The sequence below is a fragment of the Oceanibium sediminis genome, from assembly GCF_003265325.1.
GTDB classification, from domain to species: Bacteria; Pseudomonadota; Alphaproteobacteria; order Rhodobacterales; family Rhodobacteraceae; genus Halovulum; species Halovulum sediminis.
Genome location: NZ_QGNX01000004.1, coordinates 211,044 through 231,745 on the forward strand (window position 1 = coordinate 211,044; position 20,702 = coordinate 231,745).

17 protein-coding genes are annotated in these 20,702 nt (G+C 67.9%); 7 read left to right on the forward strand and 10 right to left on the reverse strand.

Going from position 1 to position 20,702, the window contains the following annotated elements; all coding sequences use genetic code 11:
• Positions 1-84: 84 nt before the first annotated feature.
• Positions 85-1,455, reverse strand: coding sequence for a class II 3-deoxy-7-phosphoheptulonate synthase (locus DJ029_RS12195; RefSeq protein WP_112322748.1), 1,371 nt, complete (start codon positions 1,453-1,455; stop codon positions 85-87).
• Between the two features lie 184 nt (positions 1,456-1,639).
• Entirely contained in the window at positions 1,640-2,413 is a 774-nt protein-coding gene (locus tag DJ029_RS12200; RefSeq protein WP_112322749.1) for a hypothetical protein, read from the reverse strand.
• A 157-nt stretch (positions 2,414-2,570) separates the two neighbouring features.
• Here DJ029_RS12200 and DJ029_RS12205 point away from each other — a divergent pair, with 157 nt between their 5' ends.
• On the forward strand, positions 2,571-3,569 hold the full coding sequence (locus DJ029_RS12205; protein ID WP_370445240.1) for a GlxA family transcriptional regulator: 999 nt from the start codon (positions 2,571-2,573) through the stop codon (positions 3,567-3,569).
• On the opposite strand, the gene dacB is transcribed toward DJ029_RS12205, so the two are convergent.
• Both dacB and DJ029_RS12215 read right to left on the reverse strand, forming a co-directional pair.
• A complete protein-coding gene (gene dacB, locus DJ029_RS12210) occupies positions 3,554-5,035 on the reverse strand; it encodes a D-alanyl-D-alanine carboxypeptidase/D-alanyl-D-alanine endopeptidase (RefSeq protein WP_112322751.1) in 1,482 nt (493 codons plus the stop codon). The genes DJ029_RS12205 and dacB overlap by 16 nt on opposite strands.
• Positions 5,036-5,104: 69 nt before the next feature.
• Positions 5,105-5,704, reverse strand: coding sequence for a nicotinate-nucleotide adenylyltransferase (locus DJ029_RS12215; RefSeq protein WP_112322752.1), 600 nt, complete (start codon positions 5,702-5,704; stop codon positions 5,105-5,107).
• A gap of 243 nt (positions 5,705-5,947) precedes the next feature.
• Here DJ029_RS12215 and DJ029_RS12220 point away from each other — a divergent pair, with 243 nt between their 5' ends.
• Together DJ029_RS12220 and ettA are read left to right on the forward strand one after the other, a co-directional pair.
• On the forward strand, positions 5,948-6,790 hold the full coding sequence (locus tag DJ029_RS12220) for an alpha/beta fold hydrolase (RefSeq protein ID WP_198671138.1): 843 nt from the start codon (positions 5,948-5,950) through the stop codon (positions 6,788-6,790).
• A gap of 98 nt (positions 6,791-6,888) precedes the next feature.
• Positions 6,889-8,556 (forward strand): energy-dependent translational throttle protein EttA, encoded by a 1,668-nt coding sequence (ettA, locus tag DJ029_RS12225; protein WP_112322754.1) that lies wholly within the window; start codon positions 6,889-6,891, stop codon positions 8,554-8,556.
• A gap of 169 nt (positions 8,557-8,725) precedes the next feature.
• Here ettA and DJ029_RS12230 read toward each other — a convergent pair whose 3' ends face one another.
• Positions 8,726-9,202: a DUF2938 domain-containing protein gene (locus DJ029_RS12230; protein WP_112322755.1), complete on the reverse strand. Its 477-nt coding sequence runs from the start codon at positions 9,200-9,202 to the stop codon at positions 8,726-8,728.
• Between the two features lie 333 nt (positions 9,203-9,535).
• Here DJ029_RS12230 and DJ029_RS12235 point away from each other — a divergent pair, with 333 nt between their 5' ends.
• Together DJ029_RS12235 and DJ029_RS12240 are read left to right on the forward strand one after the other, a co-directional pair.
• Complete coding sequence (locus DJ029_RS12235; RefSeq protein ID WP_112322756.1) at positions 9,536-9,745, forward strand: cold-shock protein; 210 nt, start codon at positions 9,536-9,538, stop codon at positions 9,743-9,745.
• A 132-nt stretch (positions 9,746-9,877) separates the two neighbouring features.
• Complete coding sequence (locus DJ029_RS12240) at positions 9,878-10,384, forward strand: carboxymuconolactone decarboxylase family protein (RefSeq protein WP_112322757.1); 507 nt, start codon at positions 9,878-9,880, stop codon at positions 10,382-10,384.
• 314 nt (positions 10,385-10,698) lie between these two features.
• Here DJ029_RS12240 and DJ029_RS12245 read toward each other — a convergent pair whose 3' ends face one another.
• The 4 genes from DJ029_RS12245 to DJ029_RS12260 all read right to left on the reverse strand — a co-directional run bounded on the left by DJ029_RS12245 (position 10,699) and on the right by DJ029_RS12260 (position 14,586).
• Positions 10,699-11,328: a TetR/AcrR family transcriptional regulator gene (locus DJ029_RS12245; RefSeq protein WP_112322977.1), complete on the reverse strand. Its 630-nt coding sequence runs from the start codon at positions 11,326-11,328 to the stop codon at positions 10,699-10,701.
• Positions 11,329-11,379: 51 nt separating this feature from the next.
• Positions 11,380-12,423, reverse strand: coding sequence for a dihydroorotase (gene pyrC, locus DJ029_RS12250; RefSeq protein WP_112322758.1), 1,044 nt, complete (start codon positions 12,421-12,423; stop codon positions 11,380-11,382).
• Positions 12,424-12,520: 97 nt separating this feature from the next.
• Positions 12,521-13,909, reverse strand: a complete 1,389-nt coding sequence (locus DJ029_RS12255; protein WP_112322759.1) for an ATP-binding protein — start codon at positions 13,907-13,909, stop codon at positions 12,521-12,523.
• Positions 13,906-14,586 (reverse strand): response regulator transcription factor, encoded by a 681-nt coding sequence (locus tag DJ029_RS12260; protein ID WP_112322760.1) that lies wholly within the window; start codon positions 14,584-14,586, stop codon positions 13,906-13,908. Before DJ029_RS12260 ends, DJ029_RS12255 begins: the two co-directional genes overlap by 4 nt.
• A 215-nt stretch (positions 14,587-14,801) precedes the next feature.
• On the opposite strand from DJ029_RS12260, the gene DJ029_RS12265 reads away from it, so the two are divergent.
• The gene (locus DJ029_RS12265) at positions 14,802-16,241 is read left to right on the forward strand and encodes a Do family serine endopeptidase (protein ID WP_198671140.1); all 1,440 of its coding nucleotides are present in this window, start codon (positions 14,802-14,804) and stop codon (positions 16,239-16,241) included.
• A gap of 150 nt (positions 16,242-16,391) precedes the next feature.
• Here the strand turns inward: DJ029_RS12265 and DJ029_RS12270 are convergent, their stop codons facing one another.
• A complete protein-coding gene (locus DJ029_RS12270) occupies positions 16,392-16,865 on the reverse strand; it encodes an Lrp/AsnC family transcriptional regulator (protein WP_370445238.1) in 474 nt (157 codons plus the stop codon).
• Positions 16,866-16,994: 129 nt separating this feature from the next.
• On the opposite strand from DJ029_RS12270, the gene putA reads away from it, so the two are divergent.
• A complete protein-coding gene (gene putA, locus DJ029_RS12275; RefSeq protein WP_112322761.1) occupies positions 16,995-20,462 on the forward strand; it encodes a bifunctional proline dehydrogenase/L-glutamate gamma-semialdehyde dehydrogenase PutA in 3,468 nt (1,155 codons plus the stop codon).
• Positions 20,463-20,702: the final 240 nt, after the last annotated feature.

The following is a 20,702-nucleotide window of genomic DNA, read 5'->3' on the forward strand; positions in this document are numbered from 1 at the left end:
TTTTCCGTCCGTGGTTCGATTGGCGGTAAGAAAACGGGGCGCGCCGCCGGCCCGCCCCGCTGGTGTCCTGAAAGGGTCGCAGCCTCAGCCGGCCGCGCGCTGCGCCTCACGGCGCTGGTCCAGTTCCTCGGCGACGAGGAAGGCCAGTTCCAGCGATTGCGAGGCATTGAGCCGCGGATCGCAGGCGGTGTGGTAGCGGTCGGACAGGTCCTCGTCCGCCACGGCGCGCACGCCGCCGGTGCATTCGGTCACGTCCTTGCCGGTCATCTCGAAATGCACGCCGCCGGGATAGGTGCCCTCGGCCCCGTGGATGGCGAAGAACTCGCGCACCTCGCGCAGGACCCGGTCGAAGGGCCGGGTCTTGTAGCCCGAGTCCGACTTGATCGTGTTGCCGTGCATCGGATCGCAGGACCAGACCACTTTCGCGCCTTCGCGCTGGACGGCGCGAATCAGGCGCGGCAGGTGTTCGCCCACGTTGCCCGCACCGAAGCGCGCGATCAGCGTCAGGCGCCCCGCCTCGTTGTCGGGGTTCAGGGTGTCGATCAGGCGCAGCAGGTCATCCTCGGAGATCGAGGGGCCGCATTTCAGGCCGATGGGGTTCTGAACGCCGCGGCAGAATTCCACATGCGCGCCATCGGGCTGGCGGGTGCGGTCGCCGATCCAGATCATATGCCCCGAACCCGCCACCGGCAGGCCAGTGGTCGAATCGGTGCGGCAGAGCGCTTCCTCATACTCCAGCAGCAGCGCCTCGTGCGAGGTGTAGAAGTCAACGCGGTGCAGCGTGTCCACCGTATCGGCGGTGACGCCCGCGGCTTCCATGAAGTCGAGGCTTTCCGAGATGCGGTTGGCGAGCTGGTGATACCGCTCATACCCCGGCGCGCCGGCGGTGGATTCCAGCGTCCAGGAATGGACGCGGGCGATATCCGCGAAACCGCCCTGGGAAAAGGCCCGCAGCAGGTTGAGCGAGGCCGCGGCCTGGGTATAGGCCTGCAGCATCCGGTTCGGATCCGGAATGCGGCTTTCGGGGGTGAAGGCGATGTCGTTGATGATGTCGCCGCGGTAGCTGGGCAGCTCGACGCCGCCCTTTACCTCGGTCGGGGCGGAGCGCGGCTTGGCGAACTGGCCGGCCATGCGCCCGATCTTCACCACCGGCAGCTTGGCGCCGAAGGTCAGCACCACGGCCATCTGCAGCATCACCTTGTAGGTGTCGCGGATGAGGTCGGCGGAGAATTCGTCGAAGCTTTCCGCGCAATCCCCACCTTGCAGCAGGAATCCGCGCCCTTCGGCGACCTCGGCGAGCTGGCGGCGCAGCTTGCGCGCTTCGCCCGCGAACACGAGGGGGGGATAGCTGGCCAGGCGCGCCTCGACCGCCTGGACAGCGGCCGCGTCGATATACTCGGGCATCTGTACCCGCTCTTTCGCGCGCCAGCCGTCTTTTGCCCAATGTGCGGTCATCGTCCCGTACCTTTCGTGTTGTCGAACCGAGTTTCGGGAAGCGTTATAGGCAATGGGTGGGGGCTTTACCAGAACAGTTGCGCCGGTCGCGCACAACGCCCTGGTGGTGCGCCCGGTGGTGGCGTCGGAGCGAGGGGCCAGCCCCTCGCGCTCCCCGGAGTATTTGGGGAGTAAAGTGGGGGCGTCAGAGGAAGCGGCGGGTGAGCCAGGCGAGGAGGCGGCGTTTCGCACGGCCCAGGGTTGGGGGAAGCGGTTTACCCTGGATCGCGGAGAGCCGGTACAGCACGGTGTCCCCGGCGCGGAGGCGGCGGTGGATTTCGCGCAGCACCGGGCCGGCGGTGTCGTCGGTGGCGGCGAGGGTTTCCAGGCGGGCGGCGAAATTGTCCAGCATGTCGCCGGTTTCGCTGTGGAACGTTCGCAACCCGTCGAACAGCAGGCCGCCGTGGCTGAAGGCGGCACGGGGCGGCCAGGGGCGGCGCGGGGTGTAGAGCTTGCGCTCGGTTTCCGCCGCGACGGTGAGGGTGACGAGGCTGCTGGCGGTCATCGCGACGGCGCGGGTGGCGGGGTTGGTTCCGTGGTCGGCCAGCGTGTCGGAGACCGAGCGCAGCCAGCGCAGGGTCAGCCGCTTGAGCAGCGCCGGTCCTTCTTCTTCCAGAAGGCGCGTGAACAGGGGCAGCCCTGCCCCCTGCCCCGCCCCCGTGGCGCGGCGGATGTCCACGATCGCGGCCGCGAGCAGAAGGTCGGTCATCGGCTGCCCCGCAAATTCGGGCGCCAGGGCCAGAAGATGCGCGCGCGGATCGCGCCGCCATCCGAGCGGCGGCTGGTGGCGCGGCCCCGGCACGGGGATCGCGCGCAGCGGGGCGAAGTCGATGTCCGCAGGCGGCAGCAGCGGCCCGGCCCCGTTCAGACCGGGCCAGCCGGGCACTTCGGGCATCGGCGCGTGTTTCTGCTCTGGCATCGGGTCATCGGCCTTGTGGCGGTGCGCTTCATGACTACGGGCCTGCCCGGCGCGGCGCAAGATGGCACGGACCGATCACCCGATTGCGACATGGGCGATGTCGTTTCCCCTTGACGCGGCAGGTGGTTCCTTCTTCTGATGAGACCGTGTGACAGGAGTGATCCCCGTGGCAGACGACCAAAGCGTGCCAAAGAAGTACGCGTTCCTATTGCTGGAAAATTTCACGCTGCTGGCCTTTTCCAGCGCGATCGAACCCCTGCGGCTTGCGAACTGGATCTCGGACCGCGAACTCTATCACTGGACCGTCCTGGCGGAGACCCCGGAGATGGTGCGCGCCTCAGGCGGGCTGACGATCATCCCCGACGGGGGGTTGGAGGAGGTCAGCCGCGACACGACGATCATCGTGGTCGGCGGGCGAGACATCAAGCACTCGATCTCCAAGCCGATCCTGACCTGGCTGCGCCGCGAAAGCCGCAAGGGCATGACCATCGGCTCGATCTGCACGGGTGCGCAGGCGCTGGCGGCCGCCGGGCTGCTCGATGGCAAGCGGGCGACCATCCACTGGGACAACCGCGACAGTTTCACCGAGGAGTTCCCCGAGGTGGAGCTGTTGCAGAACGTCTATGTCATCGACGGGAACCGCATCACCTCGTCCGGGGGGACGACGCCGAGCGACATGTTCCTGAAGCTGATCGCCGAGGATCACGGCGTCAACCTGGCCAACCAGGTGGCGGACCAGATGATCCACACCTCCATCCGCTCGGACAAGGATGAGCAGCGCCTGTCGATCCCGACGCGGATCGGGGTGCGCCACCCGAAGCTGTCCACCGTCATCCACATGATGGAGGAGAACATCGAGGAGCCGATCAGCCCCTCGGTGCTGGCGTCGGACGTGGGGATGTCGACGCGCCAGCTCGAGCGGCTGTTCCGCCGCTATCTGAGCCGCAGTCCGAAGCGGTACTACATGGAGCTGCGGCTCAGCCGTGCGCGCAACCTGCTGATGCAGACCGACATGAGCGTGATCAACGTCGCGCTGGCCTGCGGCTTCGCCTCGCCCTCGCATTTCTCGAAGTGTTACCGGGCGCATTTCTCGACCACGCCGTACCGTGAACGCGGCGCGCAGGGCGCCGAACAGCCCGTTCAGGCCGCGCCGTAAAGCGATGCCCAGCGGCGGAGCAGCTCCAGCTCCTGGACCCGCGCCCGGCCCATCCAGCTGCGCGCGCCGCGCGGGGTTTCCGCGGCCCCTGCCCTGGCGCGCGCATCCAGGTCCGCCGAGAAGATGGCGAAGGCGAAGCGCTTGCCGTTGATCCCGGTCAGGTAGCCGCTGAGGCCGCGCGTGAAGTTCAGCGTGCCGGTTTTCGCGCTGACGATACACTCGTCCCAGGCGGTTTCGCGCCGCGCCTTGTCGCGCAGCGGATAGGCTTTCATCAGCTCCGGCAGGGGGCCGCTGGCGGCGATGTCGAGGACCTGCACCATCTCGTCAGCGCAGATCCGCGTCTGGTCGCTCAGACCCGAGTGGTTGACGAAGGTCGCGCGCGACAAGGCGTAGTCGCGCCGCAGCCAATCGGTCATCGAGCGCGCCGAGGCTGCAAGGCTGTCCGCCGGCAGCGCCAGCGCCTGGCTTGCGCGCAGGCCGGCCACTTCGGCCGTGAGGTTGGTGGAATACTTCAGCATCGCCCGCAACATCGGCTTCAGCGCGGCACTTTCCGTGCTGGCGACGGGGGTCAGGCCGCGCGGCGCCACGGCGATCGATTCAAACGGCGGCAGGCGAAGGGAGTGGCCTTCGGCGACGGTGCGAAACACCTCGGCGGCGTAATTGCGCGGCGCGCGCACCGGCAGCCACCGCGCCCCGCCCTTGCCGAGCGCGCGGCGGCTGACGGACCACAGGTCGCGCCCGTCCGCACTGGCGTAGTCGAAGACCGGCGCGCCGCGATCCTCGATCCGCATCTCGACGCTCTGCACGACCGGGTCGTGATGCGCGGTGCGCGCGCTCAGCCGGGTGGAGAAGTCCCCGCCGTTCGGCTTCCATTCGAAATGCACCCGGTTGAAATTGAGGTTCAGCCCCGAGATCGCGGGATTGTAGCCGACGTAGCTCGGCTGGCTCGGATCGATGCTGGGCGCGTAGGGCAAGGCGCTGGCAACCACGTAGGCGCGGCCGTTCACGCCCGTGATCCCGGCCGCGCGCGTCTGCTCGGCCAGCGAGGCCAGCCCGTCGGTGTCCAGTTGCGGATCGCCCCCGCCGATCAGGTACAGATCGCCCTGCACCCGCCCGTCGACGACCGGGCCGCTGATCGCGACGGCGGTGCGGAACACATATTCCGGGCCAAGGGCGCTGAGCGCGTAAAGCGCTGTCACCGCCTTTGTGACCGAGGCCGGGGGCAAGGCCGCGTCGGGGCGGTACTGCTCGACAGCCCTGCCGGTTTCCAGGTCGCGCAGGGCAAAGCCCGTCACTTGCGACAGGCCGCTTTCGGACAGGATCTGCTCGGGTCCCGGGGGCGTGCCGGGGGCACGCAGCCCGGTGGGGCGCAACCTGGGGCGCGGCGCGGCCGCGATACGGGCCTCCGCCGCCAGCGGCAGGCTGGCGGCTATTCCGGCAAGCAGGTTTCGGCGTGTCAGGGACATGTTTCGGTCCTACCTTGGCTGTCCGGAAAACTATCATGATCCGGCATCGCTGCCACCTCAAACGCGTATTTACCGGATCCAGACGCCATTTTCGCGCAGCTCTGTTGAAGATGTGTCAATCATCGGACCGCTCATCAGGGTCCAGGCGGGGGCGGCATGGCGGGCAAGCCCCCGCGCTCTATCACAGGGCAGCCGGTAGTTTGCAAACATCCGCGCCGCGGGCGACAGGCCGGCGCGTATCTGCTCACCGGGGCGGGCCAGCACGCCGACGGGGATGCTGCGCATGATGTCCTGCCACTGCTCCCAGCGGTGGAAGGTGACAAGGTTGTCCGCCCCCATAAGCCAAACGAAGCGCACGCCGGTGTAGCGCGCGCGGACGGCGCGAAGCGTGTCCGCGGTGTAGCGCGTGCCGAGCCGCGCCTCCATGTCGGTGACGCGGATGCGCGGGTGGTCCACCAGTGCGCGGGCCGCGGACATCCGCCGCGCCAGGGCGGCGGGCGCATCCGCCTTCAGCGGGTTGCCGGGCGAGACGAGCCACCACACCTGGTCAAGGCGGAAGCGGCGCAGCGCGCGGTGCGAGATATGCACGTGCCCGAGGTGCGGCGGATCGAAGGAACCGCCGAGCAGGCCGATCGTCTGCCCGGGAAAGGCCAGAGGAAACCCGTGCATGTGGTTGCGTCCCTTCGTCTTTTGCCGCACCCGGCTTGGCCCGGCTGGTGCAGTTGTCCTTTCCCACCGGGGTCATGTCAATGCCGGCCCCCGCCGATGGGGCGGGGTTCTGCGATGCCGCTTGCATTGCCCGGCCAATCTGCGGCCAAATCGGGAATCATGCGACGGCTTTCGATCATATACCTCCTGCTCCTCGCCGGGGTTGCCGCCTGTGGTGGCGGCCCCCTCGGGGACCCGAAACCCATGGCGGAAGCGATGCTTGCGGGCAAGACCGTGCGCGGTGCGGGGGGCACGGAACTGGTGCTGGACCGCTGGCCGAGCCGGGGCGCGACGCGGGCGGTGATTCTGGCAGTGCACGGCTATGGCGATACCGGCCCGCTGACCTATGCACGCGCGGCCGAGGCCTGGGCCGCGCGCGGGATCAGCGTCTATACCTACGACCAGCGCGGTTTCGGGCGCAACGACAGCCATGGCCGCTGGCCCGGCGCGCAAACGCTGAGCGCGGACCTGGTCGCGATCAGCCGCGCGGTGCGCGCGCGCCATCCGGGCAAACCGCTGATCGTGGTCGGGCATTCCATGGGCGGGGGCATCGCGCTTTCCGCCGCCGCCGAGGGGCTGGAGGCGGACCGCCTGGTGCTGGCCGGCCCCGCCATCGCCGGCGGGCCGGAGGTGAACCCCGGCCTGCGCCTTGGCGGCTGGCTGCTGGTGCTGGCCGCGCCGGACATGCGCTTTACCGGCGAAGGGCTGGTGGAGATCAACCCCACGGACAACCACGCCGAACTGGAACGCGCCTGGGATGACGCGCACAAGATCGCCGCCCCCTCGCCGCGCGAACTCTGGGGGCTGCTGCGGGTACTCGACCGGGCCTATGACGCTGCTCCGAAGGTCACGACGCCGACGCTGGTGCTGATCGGGCGCAACGACCAGGTGGTGGACCCCAACGGCGTGATCCGCGCCGCCCGCCGCGTTCCCGGGCGCATCGGCACCAAGGCCTATCCAGACGGCTGGCACTGGCTGTTCCGCGACACCGGCGCGCCGGAAGTCTGGGACGATATCGCGGATTTCGCCCTCTCCCGCCTGCCCTGAGGGGCGGGCGCGCTGATCGGGGCGAGCATTGCGTAAGCCCGCCGGGCGGTCTACATCAGCGCAAAGCGCAGACATGCAGCACGACAGGAGCCGCAGCAATGGCGAAATATCAGTACGTCTATCACATGGACGGCGTATCCAAGACCTACCCCGGCGGGAAAAAATGTTTTGAAAACATTCGACTGTCCTTTCTTCCGGGTGTGAAGATCGGCGTTGTCGGCGTCAACGGCGCGGGGAAATCCACGCTGATGCGCATCATGGCCGGCCAGGACAAGGATTTCACCGGCGAAGCCTGGGCCGCCGAGGGCGCGAAAGTGGGCTACCTGCCGCAGGAGCCGAAGCTCGACGATTCCCGCACCGTGCGCGAGAACGTGATGGACGGCGTCGCCGCCAAGAAGAAGCTTGTCGACGATTTCAACGAGATCGCCATGAAGATCGCCGAGGATTACTCGGACGAGCTGATGGAGAAGATGACCGAACTCCAGGACCAGATCGACGCGCAGAACCTGTGGGACCTGGACGCCCAGATCGACATCGCCATGGAAGCCCTGCGCTGCCCCCCTGATGACTCTATGCCCGCGACCCTCTCGGGCGGCGAACGGCGCCGCGTGGCGCTGTGCAAGCTGCTTCTCGAAGCGCCCGAAATGTTGCTGCTGGACGAACCGACCAACCACCTGGATGCGGAAACCATCGCCTGGCTGCAAAAGCACCTGATCGAGTACAAGGGCACGATCCTGATCGTCACCCACGACCGCTATTTCCTGGACGACATCACCGGCTGGATCCTGGAACTGGATCGCGGCCGGGGCATCCCCTACGAAGGGAACTATTCCGCCTGGCTGGAACAGAAGGCCAAGCGCCTGTCCCAGGAAGCGCGTGAGGACAAGACCCGCCAGAAGACGTTGGAGCGCGAGCTTGAGTGGATTCGCCAGGGCGCGAAGGCGCGCCAAGCCAAGCAGAAGGCGCGGATCAACGCCTATAACGACCTGGCCAACCAGTCCGAACGCGAGAAAGTGGGCCGCGCGCAGATCGTGATCCCCAACGGCCCGCGCCTCGGCGGCAAGGTCATCGAGGTGGAGAACCTGAAGAAGGGCTTCGGCGACAAGCTGCTGATCGACGGGCTGAGCTTCTCGCTGCCCCCCGGCGGTATCGTGGGCGTGATCGGGCCGAACGGCGCGGGGAAATCCACGCTGTTCCGGATGCTGACCGGGCAGGAACAGCCCGACGACGGCACGGTGGAATTCGGCGACACGGTGAAGCTGTCCTACGTCGATCAGTCCCGCGACGCGCTGGATGGCGACAAGACCGTGTGGGAGGAAATCTCGGATGGGCTGGACATCATCAAGCTCGGCGATGCCGAAATGAACTCAAGGGCTTACGTCGGCGCGTTCAACTTCAAGGGCGGCGATCAGCAAAAGAAGATCGGCCTGCTGTCGGGCGGGGAACGCAACCGCGTGCACATGGCCAAGCTGCTGCGTGAGGGCGGCAACGTCCTGCTGCTGGATGAGCCGACCAATGACCTGGACGTCGAAACCCTGCGTGCGCTGGAAGACGCCCTGGCCGACTTCGCCGGCTGCGCGGTGATCATCAGCCACGACCGTTTCTTCCTGGACCGCCTGTGTACGCACATCCTGGCCTTCGAGGGCGAGGCAAAAGTGGAATGGTTCGAGGGCAACTTCGAGGATTACGAAGCCGACAAGATCCGGCGTTTGGGTCCGGATGCGGTGGAGCCGAAGCGGATCAAGTACAAGAAGTTTGCGAGATAAGGAGATCGCCGAGACATCGGCGAACTTCCCCGGTCTTGTTTTCAGACACACAAGACCGGGCACAGGCACCGTATCTACGCTTGCTGACTTCTTAACGGATACACGCGCAGCACGGTCAATTCAGGAACCGGATGGTGGGCAATAGTTGCCCACCCTACGCCGCCAGCCTTTAGCCCAGCAGCAAAGCGGTCCCCCACAGACCCAGCCCAAAGACCGAGTGTGCCAGCAGGCCCATGGCGCGGACCTTCCACGGCGCGGGCGTCCGTGACGCCGCCCAGCCTAGACCCATGCCGGGTTGCAGCAGGAACCAGCCCGCCGCGATCGTCACCAGCGCGAAAATCCAGGCGGGCAGAAAGCTCGGCGACGCCAGCCAGTCCGGGCCTGCCAGCAGCGCGAAGACGACGCCATAGATCACCCCGACCGCGTAGTGAAAGGCCCAGCCAAGCGCCAGCTCACCCGGGGCGGAGGGCACCGCGCCGATATCCGCGTGGAACAGCCGCCCCTGCCCCGCCTGCCCGACCCAGCGGCCCACCGCCGCCCAATTCGGCAGCTTTTGACCAGCCAGCCGGTTCAGCAGCAACGCCCAGAGGTCCATTGCCAGAGTCGCCCCCAGCCCCATTGCCACGCCAGCCGTCACAAGTTCCATCGCCCGCTTTCCCTTCTGCCATGTTGATGATCTGTCTAGCAGAGCAGTGCCGGTGGATCCATCCTGCGCCAGGCCAAAGCCGCCGACACTCTCACGATGCCGCAGAGCCTTCGGTGCCTATCGTCACAGGAAAGCGGCATTTCAAACTATATTTGCAACAGCTCTCAAAACCTTCAATGAATGCTTGCATTGCATAAGAAAAGCCCCCATATGAATCTCGCTAGTTACCACTATCGACCCTGTCTCCTTTACGGCCTCGGTCTCGATCTTGCTCTGACTGACGCTATTGCTGCCGCATGTCGCGGACAGCGCACTAAACTAGGAGATAACACGATGGCCACTGGCACCGTGAAATGGTTCAACACCACCAAAGGCTTCGGCTTCATTCAGCCCGATGAGGGCGGCAAAGACGTGTTCGTGCACATCTCTGCTGTTGAGCGCGCCGGCCTGACCGGTCTTGCCGACAACCAGAAGGTCCAGTTCGACATGGAATCCGGCCGCGATGGCCGCCAGTCGGCTGCAAACCTGTCGCTGATGGATTGATTTCGCCGGGCCTCTGGCCCACGGCGCATCATTCGGGGTCCGGTCTGTTCACCAGACCGGGCCTTTTTTGCATTTCCCGCCGCGCGCGACCATCACACTTAGCACCGGGTGCGGCCCTGATATCGCTTGAGCATGCAAACACCCGACGTTCCCGATTTCCTGCACTCTGCCGGCGTCTATCGCGCCATGGGGCAGAACCCAGCCCTTCTGCGCGCCTGGGCCCCGCTGCGCGCCCATGTGGTCACGCAGAACGCCCTTGGCGCCTATCGCCTGGAAATCGTCATCCTGCGCGCGGCGCATGCCCAAGATTCCAGCTATGAATGGGCGCACCATGTCGTGCGCGGCCGCCAGGCCGGGCTGGACGATGCCCTGATCGCGGCGCTCAAGGGTCCCCTCACTGGCCTGGAGGGAGAGGCGGCGCTGCTGGCCGAGACGGTGGATGCGCTGAGCGGGACCACCATGCTGCCCCCATCCCTGCGCGACCGCCTGATCGCACATCTGGGGGAGGTCGCGACGCTGGACCTGATCGCGACCGTGGGCTTTTACAGCACCCTCGCCTTCATCCTGAAAACCTTCGACGTCGCCCTGGACGCGGAGATCGTGGAAGCACTGGACGCCGCCCCCCTTACGGAGGATTGAGGCCGGTCACGCTCCACAATCATCCCGGGTCGATCTGCGCGCAGGTGGCACGGGCCGACAAGGGCGTGGATGACACCGGGCGCACCGTGGACATCATGGCCAGCGCCGGGCAGTTCGAGCCGTGGTGTATCGCCCTTACCTCCACTACCGTCGCGCCGGCGCTGGTGCATCATGCAACGGTTGTCACCGACACCACGCGAATCGTCGCCCATATGGACCCGCGTTCGACGGCCCTGCGCTGCCCCCGGCGGACGGGACGGGCGCCTTCGATAGGGGCACGAAGGCCGGTCTTTGACAGCGACGCGCAGCCTCGCTCAGGCGGGGGTCTTGCGCAGCCCGGCCAGCATCACGTCGAGATGCGCCTTGCAGTATGCGTCCAGGTCCAGCGGACGTGCATGCTCGAACGTCAGACGCCAGATGGCGGCGGCGATGGCGGGGCCGATGACGACCAGTTGCGCATCGAGGATCGGCCCGCCGCGGAACTCGCCCCGCGCCACGCCGCGCTCCAGCAGGGACAGCAATATGCGCTCGGCGACGCTGACCACCTCTTCGTAGTAGAAGTCGATGATCTCGGGGAAGCGCGCGCCCTCGGCCACGAGGATTCGCAGGATCGCGCGCGCGTCGCCCTCGACCATTTCGGCGTAGAGTTCGCGGATCACCGCCTCGATCAGCGCCTCGGTCGGCCCCTCGAAACCGGCGGCGAGACTTTCGAGCCCGGCGATGGAGGGCAGGACCTGCGCGCGCACTGCTTCCTTGAACAGCGCTTCCTTGCTGTCGAAGTACAGATAGAGCGTGCCCTTAACGACACCGGCGCGCCGGGCGATGTCGTCAAGCCGTGCCGCGGCGAAGCCTTTTTCGGCGAACTCCGCCATGCCCGCGGCAACGATTTCGCCCGGCCGCGCCGCCTTGCGACGGCGGCGGATGTGTGTGGTCTGCTCTGCCATGCGCTCCTCCGCCTTCACCATAGGCGCGGACCGGGGGGCGGGATCAAGCGGTCAGTCGCGGATCACCCGCCAGTGCAGCGGGAAACCGGGGTCGAAAACGGTGACGGGGCCATCACCCGTTTCCAGCGACTTGGGCTGCTCAAGCGGTGCGCCCTTTTCCAGCGTCAGCGTTTCGCTGGCGACGGGAAGGCCGTAGAAATCCGCGCCGAAGCGGCTGACGAACCCTTCGAGCTTGTCGAGCGCGCCTGCCCCTTCGAACACCTCCGCCAGGCAGGACAGCGTGTTGGGGGCGGTGAAACAGCCCGCGCAGCCGCACCCGCTTTCCTTGGCAGCGTCCACGTGGGGCGCGCTGTCGGTCCCCGAGAAGTAGCGCGGATCGCCCGAGGTGGCGGCGGCCAGCAGCGCCTTGCGGTGCTCTTCACGCTTGGCGACGGGCAGGCAGTAGTAATGCGGGCGGATGCCCCCGGCCAGGATGTGGTTGCGGTTGATGATCAGGTGATGGGTCGTGATCGTCCCGGCGAGGCCCTGCTCCACGCTGGCGATATAGTCGATGCCGTTGCTGGTGGTGACGTGCTCCATGACCACCTTCAGCCCCGGCGTGCGGCGGCGAATGGGGTCGAGCACGCGGTCGATGAACACCGCCTCGCGGTCGAAGATGTCGATCTCGGCATCCGTCACCTCGCCATGCACGCAGAGCGGCAGGCCGATCTCGGCCATGCGCTCCAGCACGCCTTGCACCTTGGCGAAGTCGCGGACGCCGGAGGCGGAGTTGGTCGTCGCCCCCGCCGGGTAGAGTTTCAGCGCATGGATCAGGCCGGACTCCGCTGCGGCGGCGACGTCGTCGGGGTCGGTGGTTTCGGTGAGGTAGAGCGTCATCAGCGGCTCGAACGGGTTGCCGTCCGGCAGCGCGTCGAGGATACGCGCGCGGTACTCGGCGGCCTCAGCGCCGGTGACCACGGGGGGCACCAGGTTCGGCATGATGATCGCGCGCCCGAAATGCGCCGCCGTGGCCGGGGTCACCGCCTTCAGCATCGCGCCGTCGCGCAGGTGCAGGTGCATGTCGTCGGGAAGCGGGATCGTCAGGCGGTCTGTCATGCGGGGTCCTCGGGGCTGGTCCGATGCGCCGGGGCGGCGGGATCGGGGTGTCGCGGTTGTCGCCACCTCCTGACATGCGGGGGGCGTCCCGCGCAAGTCAGGGGTGGGGTGGCAGCGTGATCGTGGCGCGCAGACCGGGCTGGGCATCCTCCAGCGTCAGCGTGCCGCCGTGCATCCGCAGCACCGCCCGCACGAGGCTGAGGCCGAGGCCCGAACCTTCGCCGCCGCGCGCCGCGTCAAGGCGCACGAAACGCTCGGTCACGGTGTCGCGCGCCTCCGGGGGGATGCCGGGGCCGTTATCGCTGACCGTCAGGCTGGGCCCTGGCCCGGTGGCGATGGTGACCGCCCCGGTCCCCGCGGGCGCATATTTCAGGGCGTTGTCGATCAGGTTGGCCACCGCCTGTGCAAGAAGCTGCACCTCGCCCCGCGTTTGTGCCGGGGTGGCAAGGTCGAGCGTCAGGGTGACGCCGCGTTCCTCGGCGATGGGCTGGTAAAGTTCGGCCGCGTCGCCGGCGATCTGCGCGAGGTCCACGTCGGCCCAGGCGGAGCCGGCGACGCCGGCCTCGGCGCGGGCGATGTTCAGCAGCGCGTTCAGGATGCCGACGGCGCGGTCCAGTTCCCCCAGCGCGCGGCCCATAGCGGCTTGCGCCTGCTCTCCGTCCAGATCCCGGCGCAGCGCCAGTTCCAGTTCCGCACGCACGCGGGTCAGCGGGCGGCGCACGTCATGGCTGATGCTGTCGGTGGCGACGCGGGTGCCCTGCATCAGCGCCTCGATCCGGTCCAGCATGGCGTTGACCGCATCCGCGAGCCGGTCGAATTCATCCCCCCTTCCGGAGACGGGCACGCGTCGGTCAAGGTTGCCCGCGGCGATCCGCTCACCCGCTTCGGCGACGCGTTCCACCCGCGCCAGCACCCGGCGGCCCAGGAACAGGCCGGAGACGAGGCCGAGCGCCACGGTGCCGAGCGCAACCCAGATCACGACGGAAAAGAAGCGGCGGCGGAATTCCAGCTGATCCTCGCTGTCGCGCCCCACCAGCAGGCGGTAGCCTTGCGGAAGGTCGAAGACCAGGGCGCGGACCTGCCGGTCCTTCACCTCGGCCCCGTCGCGCTTGGAGACGGGGAAGCTGATCCAGCCCTCGGGCGACGCGGCGCCCGGCTCCACCACGGGCCAGCCGCTGAGGTTCCCGGCGATCCGCCGCCTGCTGCCCGTGACCAGCAGGTAGACGTTGTCCGCCAGCGCGTCGCGCCCGCTGCGATCCTCTATCGCGCGCACCAGCTGGGACAGGCCGCCGCTGGCGAACCGCTCGGAAAGGGCGCGCACCTCCGCGTCAAGGGTGGCGTCGGTCTGGCGGTCCACCACGCCGATGGTGCCGATGTAGACCGCCGTCAGCCCTGCCCCGAGGAGCAGGCTGAAGAGCAGCGTGAACAGCGCCGCGAGGCGCACGGCAGTGGTGCGCCAGACGGCCCCGATCCCGGCACGCCTCATGCGCCGTCCTTCAGGATGTAGCCCGCGCCGCGCACCGTGTGCAGAAGCGGGACATCAAAGCCCTTGTCGATCTTCTGGCGCAGGCGCGAGATGTGCACGTCGATCACGTTGGTCTGGGGGTCGAAATTGTAGTCCCACACCCCTTCGAGCAGCATGGTACGCGTCACGACCCGCCCCGCGCGGCGCATGAAGTATTCCAGGATGCGGAACTCGCGCGGCAAGAGCGGGATTTCCTGCCCCGAGCGGGTGGCGGTGCGCGTCAGCAGGTCAAGCTGCAACGGCCCGACGACAAGCTGGGTTTCGCCCGCCTCGCCCCCGCCGACGCGCCGGGTCAGCGCATCGATCCGCGCCAGCAGCTCGGAAAAGGCGAAGGGCTTGGTCAGGTAGTCGTCGGACCCCGCGCGCAGCCCCTTCACCCGGTCATCCACCTGCGCCAACGCGGACAGCACCAGCACCGGGGTCTTGTGCCCCTCGGCGCGCAGGGTGCGCACGACGGACAGGCCGTCAAGCTCGGGCAGCATCCGGTCGATGATGATCAGGTCGTATTCCGTGCCAAGGGCCGCCGACAGCCCCTCGGTGCCGGTGTGGAACACGTCGCAGCCGTGCCCCTCCTCGCGCAGGCCGGACGCGAGGTAGCGCGCGGTTTCCACGTCATCTTCGACAATCAGCAGCCGCATCGGGCGCGCACCCTTTCGAAATTGCCTTTTGTATCAACCCCACAGGTGCGCCGGACGGGACGGATTTGCAAGCCGGGCCAGCATGAAACTTTCTTCATCTTGCTGTCAGGAAGCTGACAGGTCGCCCCCCCATGTTGCTCCATGACCCACCGCCCCGCAGCTTGCGCCCGCAGCTTGCGTCGGTGGCGGAAAATGCATGTAGAGAGGATGTTCCGATGCTGACCAAGACCTTGCGCGCAACCCTGCTTGGAACGGCGCTTGTCGCCGCCCCGATTGCCGCCGCGACCCTGAGCGCCCAGACCGCCCAGGTCCAGGCGGCCCCGATGCTGCAATCCTTCGCCCCCCTGGTGGAGGCCGCCAAGCCCGCCGTCGTGACCGTCGCGACCAAGTCCGCGATGATGGCGTCCGGCCAACCGGACCCGAGGCTGCCCCCGGGCATGCAGGTCCCCCCGGGAATGGAGGATTTCTTCGAGCGTTTCTTCGGTGACCGCCCCGGTCAGCCCGGTCCCGCGCCCCGCGCGCCCCGGCAGGGGATCGGGTCGGGCTTCATCATCGATTCCGCCGGTGTGATCGTGACCAACAACCACGTCATCGACGGGGCCGAGGAAGTCACCGTGATCTTGGATGACGGGACCGAACATGAAGCGACCCTCGTCGGGCGCGACACCCGCGTCGATATCGCCGTGCTGCGGATCGAGGCGGAGGGCCTGCCCACGGTCGAATGGGGCGACAGCGACGCGGTGCGCGTCGGCGACTGGGCCCTTGCGATCGGCAACCCCCTGGGGCTGGACGGGACGGTGACCGCCGGGATCGTGTCCGCCCGCGGGCGGGACATCAACTCCGGACCCTACGACGACTACCTTCAGGTCGACGTGGCGATCAACCGGGGCAACTCGGGCGGGCCGCTATTCGATCTGAACGGCAAGGTGATCGGCGTGAACACCGCGATCATCTCTCCCACCGGGGGGAACGTGGGGCTCGGCTTCTCGATCCCATCGGCACAGGCGCAGGAAATCGTGGCCGACCTGCTTGAGAACGGCACGGTGGAACGGGGCTGGATCGGCGTCTCGATCCAGACGCTGGACGAGGAGATCGCCCAAAGCCTGGGCCTGCCCGGCACCTCCGGCGCGCTGGTCGCGGAAGTCGTCCCCGACAGCCCGGCGGAAGCGGCGGGCCTGCGCGCGGGTGACGTGATCCTCGGCTTTGCCGACTCTGTGGTGGACGAGGTCCGCGACCTGACCCGCGCCGTTGCCGCCTGGGAGGCGGGCGTCGATGCGGATATCACCGTATGGCGCGACGGGTCGGACCAGGTGCTGAGCATCCGCCCCGCACTGCTGGAGACCGCAGACGCGGGCAGCCCTGCGCGGGTTCTGCCCGCCGGGGTGGCCGATGTTCCGGAACTTGGGCTGACGCTGGAAGCCACCGGCGATGACCGCGTCGCCGTGCGCGAGGTGGCCCCCGGCACCAGTGCAGAGGAAAGCGGCCTGCGCCCGGGCGATGTGATCCTGTCGGTCAACCAGACCCTGATCGACGCGCCCGAGGCCGTCAAACCGGTCCTCGCGGAGGCCCGCGAAAAGGATCGCCCGACAGTGCTGGTCCTGGTGGAAAGAGATGGTGCACGACGCTTCGTAACCCTGGAGCTCGCCAGCACCTGACGCCGCAGGCCCCCCCAGGGCCAGAAAGCGTCTGGCGCGGACCCGGCTCCCCCCAAGGTCGATCCCGCGTCAAACGGGTGGCGATGTACCTGCCGCCCGTCCTGCCCCGGCCGCGCCCCCGCGCGCCGGGGCTTACCTTTGCGCCCCGCCCTACCCGCGCCCCGGCGCGCTGTCCTTCACCGCCTCCATCGACACATGGGTCGACGTGCTCGCCACATGCGGCAGAGTGGAAACCACCTCACCCAGCACCCGGCGGTAGCTGGCGATATCGCGGGTGCGCACCTTCAGCAGGTAGTCGAACGCCCCGGCGATCATGTGGCACTGCTCGATCTCGGGCACCTTGCGCACAGCGCGGTTGAACGCGGCCAGAGCCGCCTCGGTCGTGGATTCGAGCTTCACCTCGGCGAAGGCGACATGGGTCAGCCCCAGTTTTTCGGGGTCGAGCGCGGCATGAAAGCCGGTGATATACCCCTCGGCCACCAGCCTTTTGACACGGACCTGCGCGGGGCTCTTGGACAGGCCGACCCGCGCCGCAAGCTCGGTTATCGGCAAGCGCCCGTCTTCAGCCAAATTTCGCAGGATCTTGCGGTCGTAGCTGTCCAACTGACTTTCACTACCCGTCATTGCCACCATATCGCCCTTTCTCAGCCCAAAATACAGGAAGAAATCCTTCAAATCCCTGCCCTACAGGAAGACGGCTCATCGCGAAACGGGTAACATCATCCATCATCTGACTTCCGGAGCCTTTAGTCCATGACCGACCTTGCCGCGATCCGTGCCGAAATGCCCTCTCTCCACACTGCGCCGGATACCGACCTTCTGGCGCGCCTTAAGGCCGATGCCCCCGGCGCCGCCGGTCTGTCCGCACGCGCCACCAAGCGTGGCGCAGCGCTGGTCGAGGCGATCCGGGCCGAGGACAACCCCGGCCTGATGGAAGTCTTCCTGGCGGAATACGGCCTGTCCACGGATGAGGGCATCGCGCTGATGTGCCTGGCCGAGGCGCTGCTGCGCGTGCCCGACGCGGAAACCATCGACGCGCTGATCGAGGACAAGATCGCGCCCTCGGCCTGGAACACGCACCTCGGGCATTCCGCGTCCTCGCTGGTCAACGCCTCGACCTGGGCGCTGATGCTGACGGGCAAGGTGCTGAGCGAGCCGCGCGCGCCGGGCATGGCCTCTACCCTACGCCGGGCGGTCAAGCGCCTGGGCGAACCGGTGATCCGCACCGCCGTCGGGCAGGCGATGAAAGAGCTGGGCCGCCAGTTCGTGCTGGGCACCGACATCGGCAACGCGATGGAGCGCGCCGAGAAGATGGAGGCGCAGGGCTACACCTATTCCTACGACATGCTGGGCGAAGCGGCCATGACCTGGGCCGATGCGGAGACCTATTACACCGCCTACAGCCAAGCGATCACGGCGATCGGGGCGGCGGCGAAGGGCAATGACATCCGCACCAACCCCGGCATCTCGATCAAGCTGTCGGCGCTGCACCCGCGTTACGAGTGGCCGCACCGGGACTCGGTGATGTCCGAGCTTGTGCCCCGCGTGGTGGCCCTGGCGCGCGCAGCCAGCGCGGCGGACATCGGGCTGAACATCGATGCCGAGGAAGCGGACCGGCTGGAGCTGTCGCTGGACGTGATCGAGGCGGTGGTCCAGGACCCCTCGCTGGCCGGTTGGGACGGTTTCGGCGTCGTGGTGCAGGCCTATGGCAAGCGCGCCCCGGCGGTGATCGACTGGCTGAACGCGCTGGCGGAAAAACTGGATCGCAAGTTCATGGTGCGCCTCGTGAAGGGCGCCTACTGGGATACCGAGATCAAGCGCGCCCAGGTCGAGGGGCTGGAGGGCTTCCCCGTCTACGCCGAGAAGGCCGCGACGGACGTGTCCTACATCTGCTGCGCGACCAAGCTGCTTGGCTACGCGCCGCGCCTTTACCCGCAGTTCGCCACCCATAACGCCCATACCGTCGCCGCGATCCTTGAAGCGGGGGCCGACCCCGCGCTTTACGAGTTCCAGCGCCTGCACGGCATGGGCGAGGCGCTGCACCGCCAGGTGCTGACCAAGGAAGGCACGCGCTGCCGCATCTATGCGCCCGTGGGCAAACACCGGGACCTGCTGGCCTATCTTGTGCGCCGCCTGCTGGAAAACGGCGCCAACAGCTCTTTCGTCAACCAGGTGATCGACACGGCGATCCCCGCCAGCAATGTCGCCGCGGATCCGTTCACGGAGCTGACCGGCAGCAGTGTCACCCTGCCCGCCGACCTGTTCGCGCCGGAGCGCAAGAACTCCCGCGGGCGCGACCTGCATGACGGGGCCGAGGTCGCCGCGCTGCTGGGTGCGCGCGAAGATTTCGCCAGCGGCACCTGGTCCGCCGGGCCGCTGATCGCGGGCGACGTGGTGGGGGGCGACAGCCACACGGTGCTGAACCCCGCCCGCCCCGAGGACACGGTCGGCACCGTGCAGGACGCCAGCTCGGCCGACGTGGAAACCGCCCTGTCCGCCGCCGCGCCCTGGGATGCGAGCGCAGAGGATCGTTCCGCCGCTCTGAGCCGGGCCGCCGACCTGTACGAAGCGCATGAGGCCGAGTTCCTGGCCCTTTGCGCGCTCGAAGCGGGCAAGTCCGCCATGGACGGTGTCGCGGAACTGCGCGAGGCGGTGGATTTCCTGCGCTACTACGCGGCGCGCGGCCCCGAGCAGGGCCAGCCCGCGCGGGGCATTTTCACCTGCATCTCGCCCTGGAACTTCCCGCTGGCGATCTTCACCGGGCAGATCTCGGCCGCGCTGGCGGCGGGGAACGCGGTGCTGGCGAAACCGGCGGAATCCACCGTGCTGATCGCCAACCTGGCCACGCGCCTGCTGCACGAGGCGGGCGTGCCCGCCACGGCGCTGCAACTGGTGCCCGGCCCCGGCAGCGTCGTGGGGCGCGCCCTGACCTCGGACCCGCGGATCTGCGGCGTGGCCTTCACCGGCTCCACCGCGACGGCGCAGGCGATCAACCGCGCCATGGCCGAGAACATGCGCCCCGGCACGCCGCTGATCGCGGAAACGGGCGGGCTGAACGCGATGATCGTTGACAGCTCCGCCCTGCCCGAGCAGGCGGTGCGCGACGTCATCGCCTCGGCCTTCCAGTCCGCCGGGCAGCGGTGCTCGGCGCTGCGCTGCCTCTACGTGCAGGAGGACGTGGCCAAGCCCTTCATGAAGATGCTGGAAGGCGCGATGCGCACGCTGGTCATGGGCGATCCCTGGGATCTGAAGACGGACGTGGGCCCGGTCATTTCCGAGCAGGCGCGCGCCGACATCCAAGGCTACATCGACACTGCAGCCTCCGAGGGGCGGCTGGTGCGCGCCCTGGCCCGGCCGAAAAACGGGCATTTCGTGGCCCCCACCATCCTCAAGGTGAACGGCATCGCGGATCTTGAGCGCGAGGTCTTCGGCCCCGTGCTGCATGTCGCCACCTTCAAGGCGCGGGACCTGGACAAGGTCGTGGACCAGATCAACGCCACAGGCTACGGGCTGACTTTCGGAATCCACAGCCGGATCGACGACCGGGTGGAGCAGGTCACGGCGCGCCTGAAGGTGGGCAACATCTACGTGAACCGCAACCAGATCGGCGCGATCGTCGGCTCGCAACCCTTTGGCGGCTGGGGCATGTCCGGCACCGGGCCGAAGGCGGGCGGACCCGCCTACGTGCCGCGCTTCACCGAACCGCCCGCCGCAACCGGCACGGAGGAAAGCGCCAAGGACGTGGACCCCGCGCAGGTGGCCGCCGCGCTGAGCGCCCTGCCCGAGGTGTCCAACACGCCCAAGCGCACGCTGGACCTGCCCGGGCCGACCGGCGAATCGAACCAGCTGTCGGTGCTAGCGCGCGGCCCGGTTCTGTGCCTCGGCCCCGGTGCTGCGGCAGCACGCGAACAGGTCAAGACCGCGCGTGCCGCGGGCTGCCCCGCCGTTGCCGTGGCACCCGGCCTATCCGGGGCCGAGGGCATGGACGGCACTCTGGCCCCGGACGCGCTGGAAAGCCTGCCCGCGATGGCTGCGGTCGCCTATTACGGCGGCGGGGACACCGCGCGCGCCATGGCTCAGGCCCTCGCCCGGCGCTCGGGCCCGATCGTGCCACTTGTCACAGGCGGGGACCTGGCCGCCCGGCTGGAGGTGGAGCGCCATATGTGCATCGACACCACCGCCGCGGGGGGCAATGCGCAACTGCTTGCGGGCAAGGGCTGACAAGGGGCCGAACAAGATTCGGCCCCGCTTCCGAAAACGGAAAAGCTAAGGGAATTTAAAGGTTTCATCCGGCTTTTCCGTTTTCGGCCATATTTCCGCCTCTCTTCAGATCGAAAGTCCGCCGGACTTGGCGCGCGGGATTTCCCCCGTCGCCGCCGGCAGCCACGCATATCAGGACGCATTATTGATGCGACCCGCCGCGGAACCGTCGCCTTGCCGACGCCCGCTTCAGGTGTGTGG

Bases quoted from the DNA above. Each gene is read 5' to 3' on its own strand.
- DJ029_RS12195 (WP_112322748.1), bottom strand. From the start codon at position 1,455: ATGACCGCACATTGGGCAAAAGACGGCTGGCGCGCGAAAGAGCGGGTA.
- DJ029_RS12200 (WP_112322749.1), bottom strand. From the start codon at position 2,413: ATGCCAGAGCAGAAACACGCGCCGATGCCCGAAGTGCCCGGCTGGCCC.
- dacB (WP_112322751.1), bottom strand. From the start codon at position 5,035: ATGTCCCTGACACGCCGAAACCTGCTTGCCGGAATAGCCGCCAGCCTG.
- DJ029_RS12215 (WP_112322752.1), bottom strand. From the start codon at position 5,704: ATGCACGGGTTTCCTCTGGCCTTTCCCGGGCAGACGATCGGCCTGCTC.
- DJ029_RS12220 (WP_198671138.1), top strand. From the start codon at position 5,948: ATGGCGGAAGCGATGCTTGCGGGCAAGACCGTGCGCGGTGCGGGGGGC.
- ettA (WP_112322754.1), top strand. From the start codon at position 6,889: ATGGCGAAATATCAGTACGTCTATCACATGGACGGCGTATCCAAGACC.
- DJ029_RS12230 (WP_112322755.1), bottom strand. From the start codon at position 9,202: ATGGAACTTGTGACGGCTGGCGTGGCAATGGGGCTGGGGGCGACTCTG.
- DJ029_RS12235 (WP_112322756.1), top strand. From the start codon at position 9,536: ATGGCCACTGGCACCGTGAAATGGTTCAACACCACCAAAGGCTTCGGC.
- DJ029_RS12240 (WP_112322757.1), top strand. From the start codon at position 9,878: ATGCAAACACCCGACGTTCCCGATTTCCTGCACTCTGCCGGCGTCTAT.
- DJ029_RS12245 (WP_112322977.1), bottom strand. From the start codon at position 11,328: ATGGCAGAGCAGACCACACACATCCGCCGCCGTCGCAAGGCGGCGCGG.
- pyrC (WP_112322758.1), bottom strand. From the start codon at position 12,423: ATGACAGACCGCCTGACGATCCCGCTTCCCGACGACATGCACCTGCAC.
- DJ029_RS12255 (WP_112322759.1), bottom strand. From the start codon at position 13,909: ATGAGGCGTGCCGGGATCGGGGCCGTCTGGCGCACCACTGCCGTGCGC.
- DJ029_RS12260 (WP_112322760.1), bottom strand. From the start codon at position 14,586: ATGCGGCTGCTGATTGTCGAAGATGACGTGGAAACCGCGCGCTACCTC.
- DJ029_RS12265 (WP_198671140.1), top strand. From the start codon at position 14,802: ATGCTGACCAAGACCTTGCGCGCAACCCTGCTTGGAACGGCGCTTGTC.
- DJ029_RS12270 (WP_370445238.1), bottom strand. From the start codon at position 16,865: ATGACGGGTAGTGAAAGTCAGTTGGACAGCTACGACCGCAAGATCCTG.
- putA (WP_112322761.1), top strand. From the start codon at position 16,995: ATGACCGACCTTGCCGCGATCCGTGCCGAAATGCCCTCTCTCCACACT.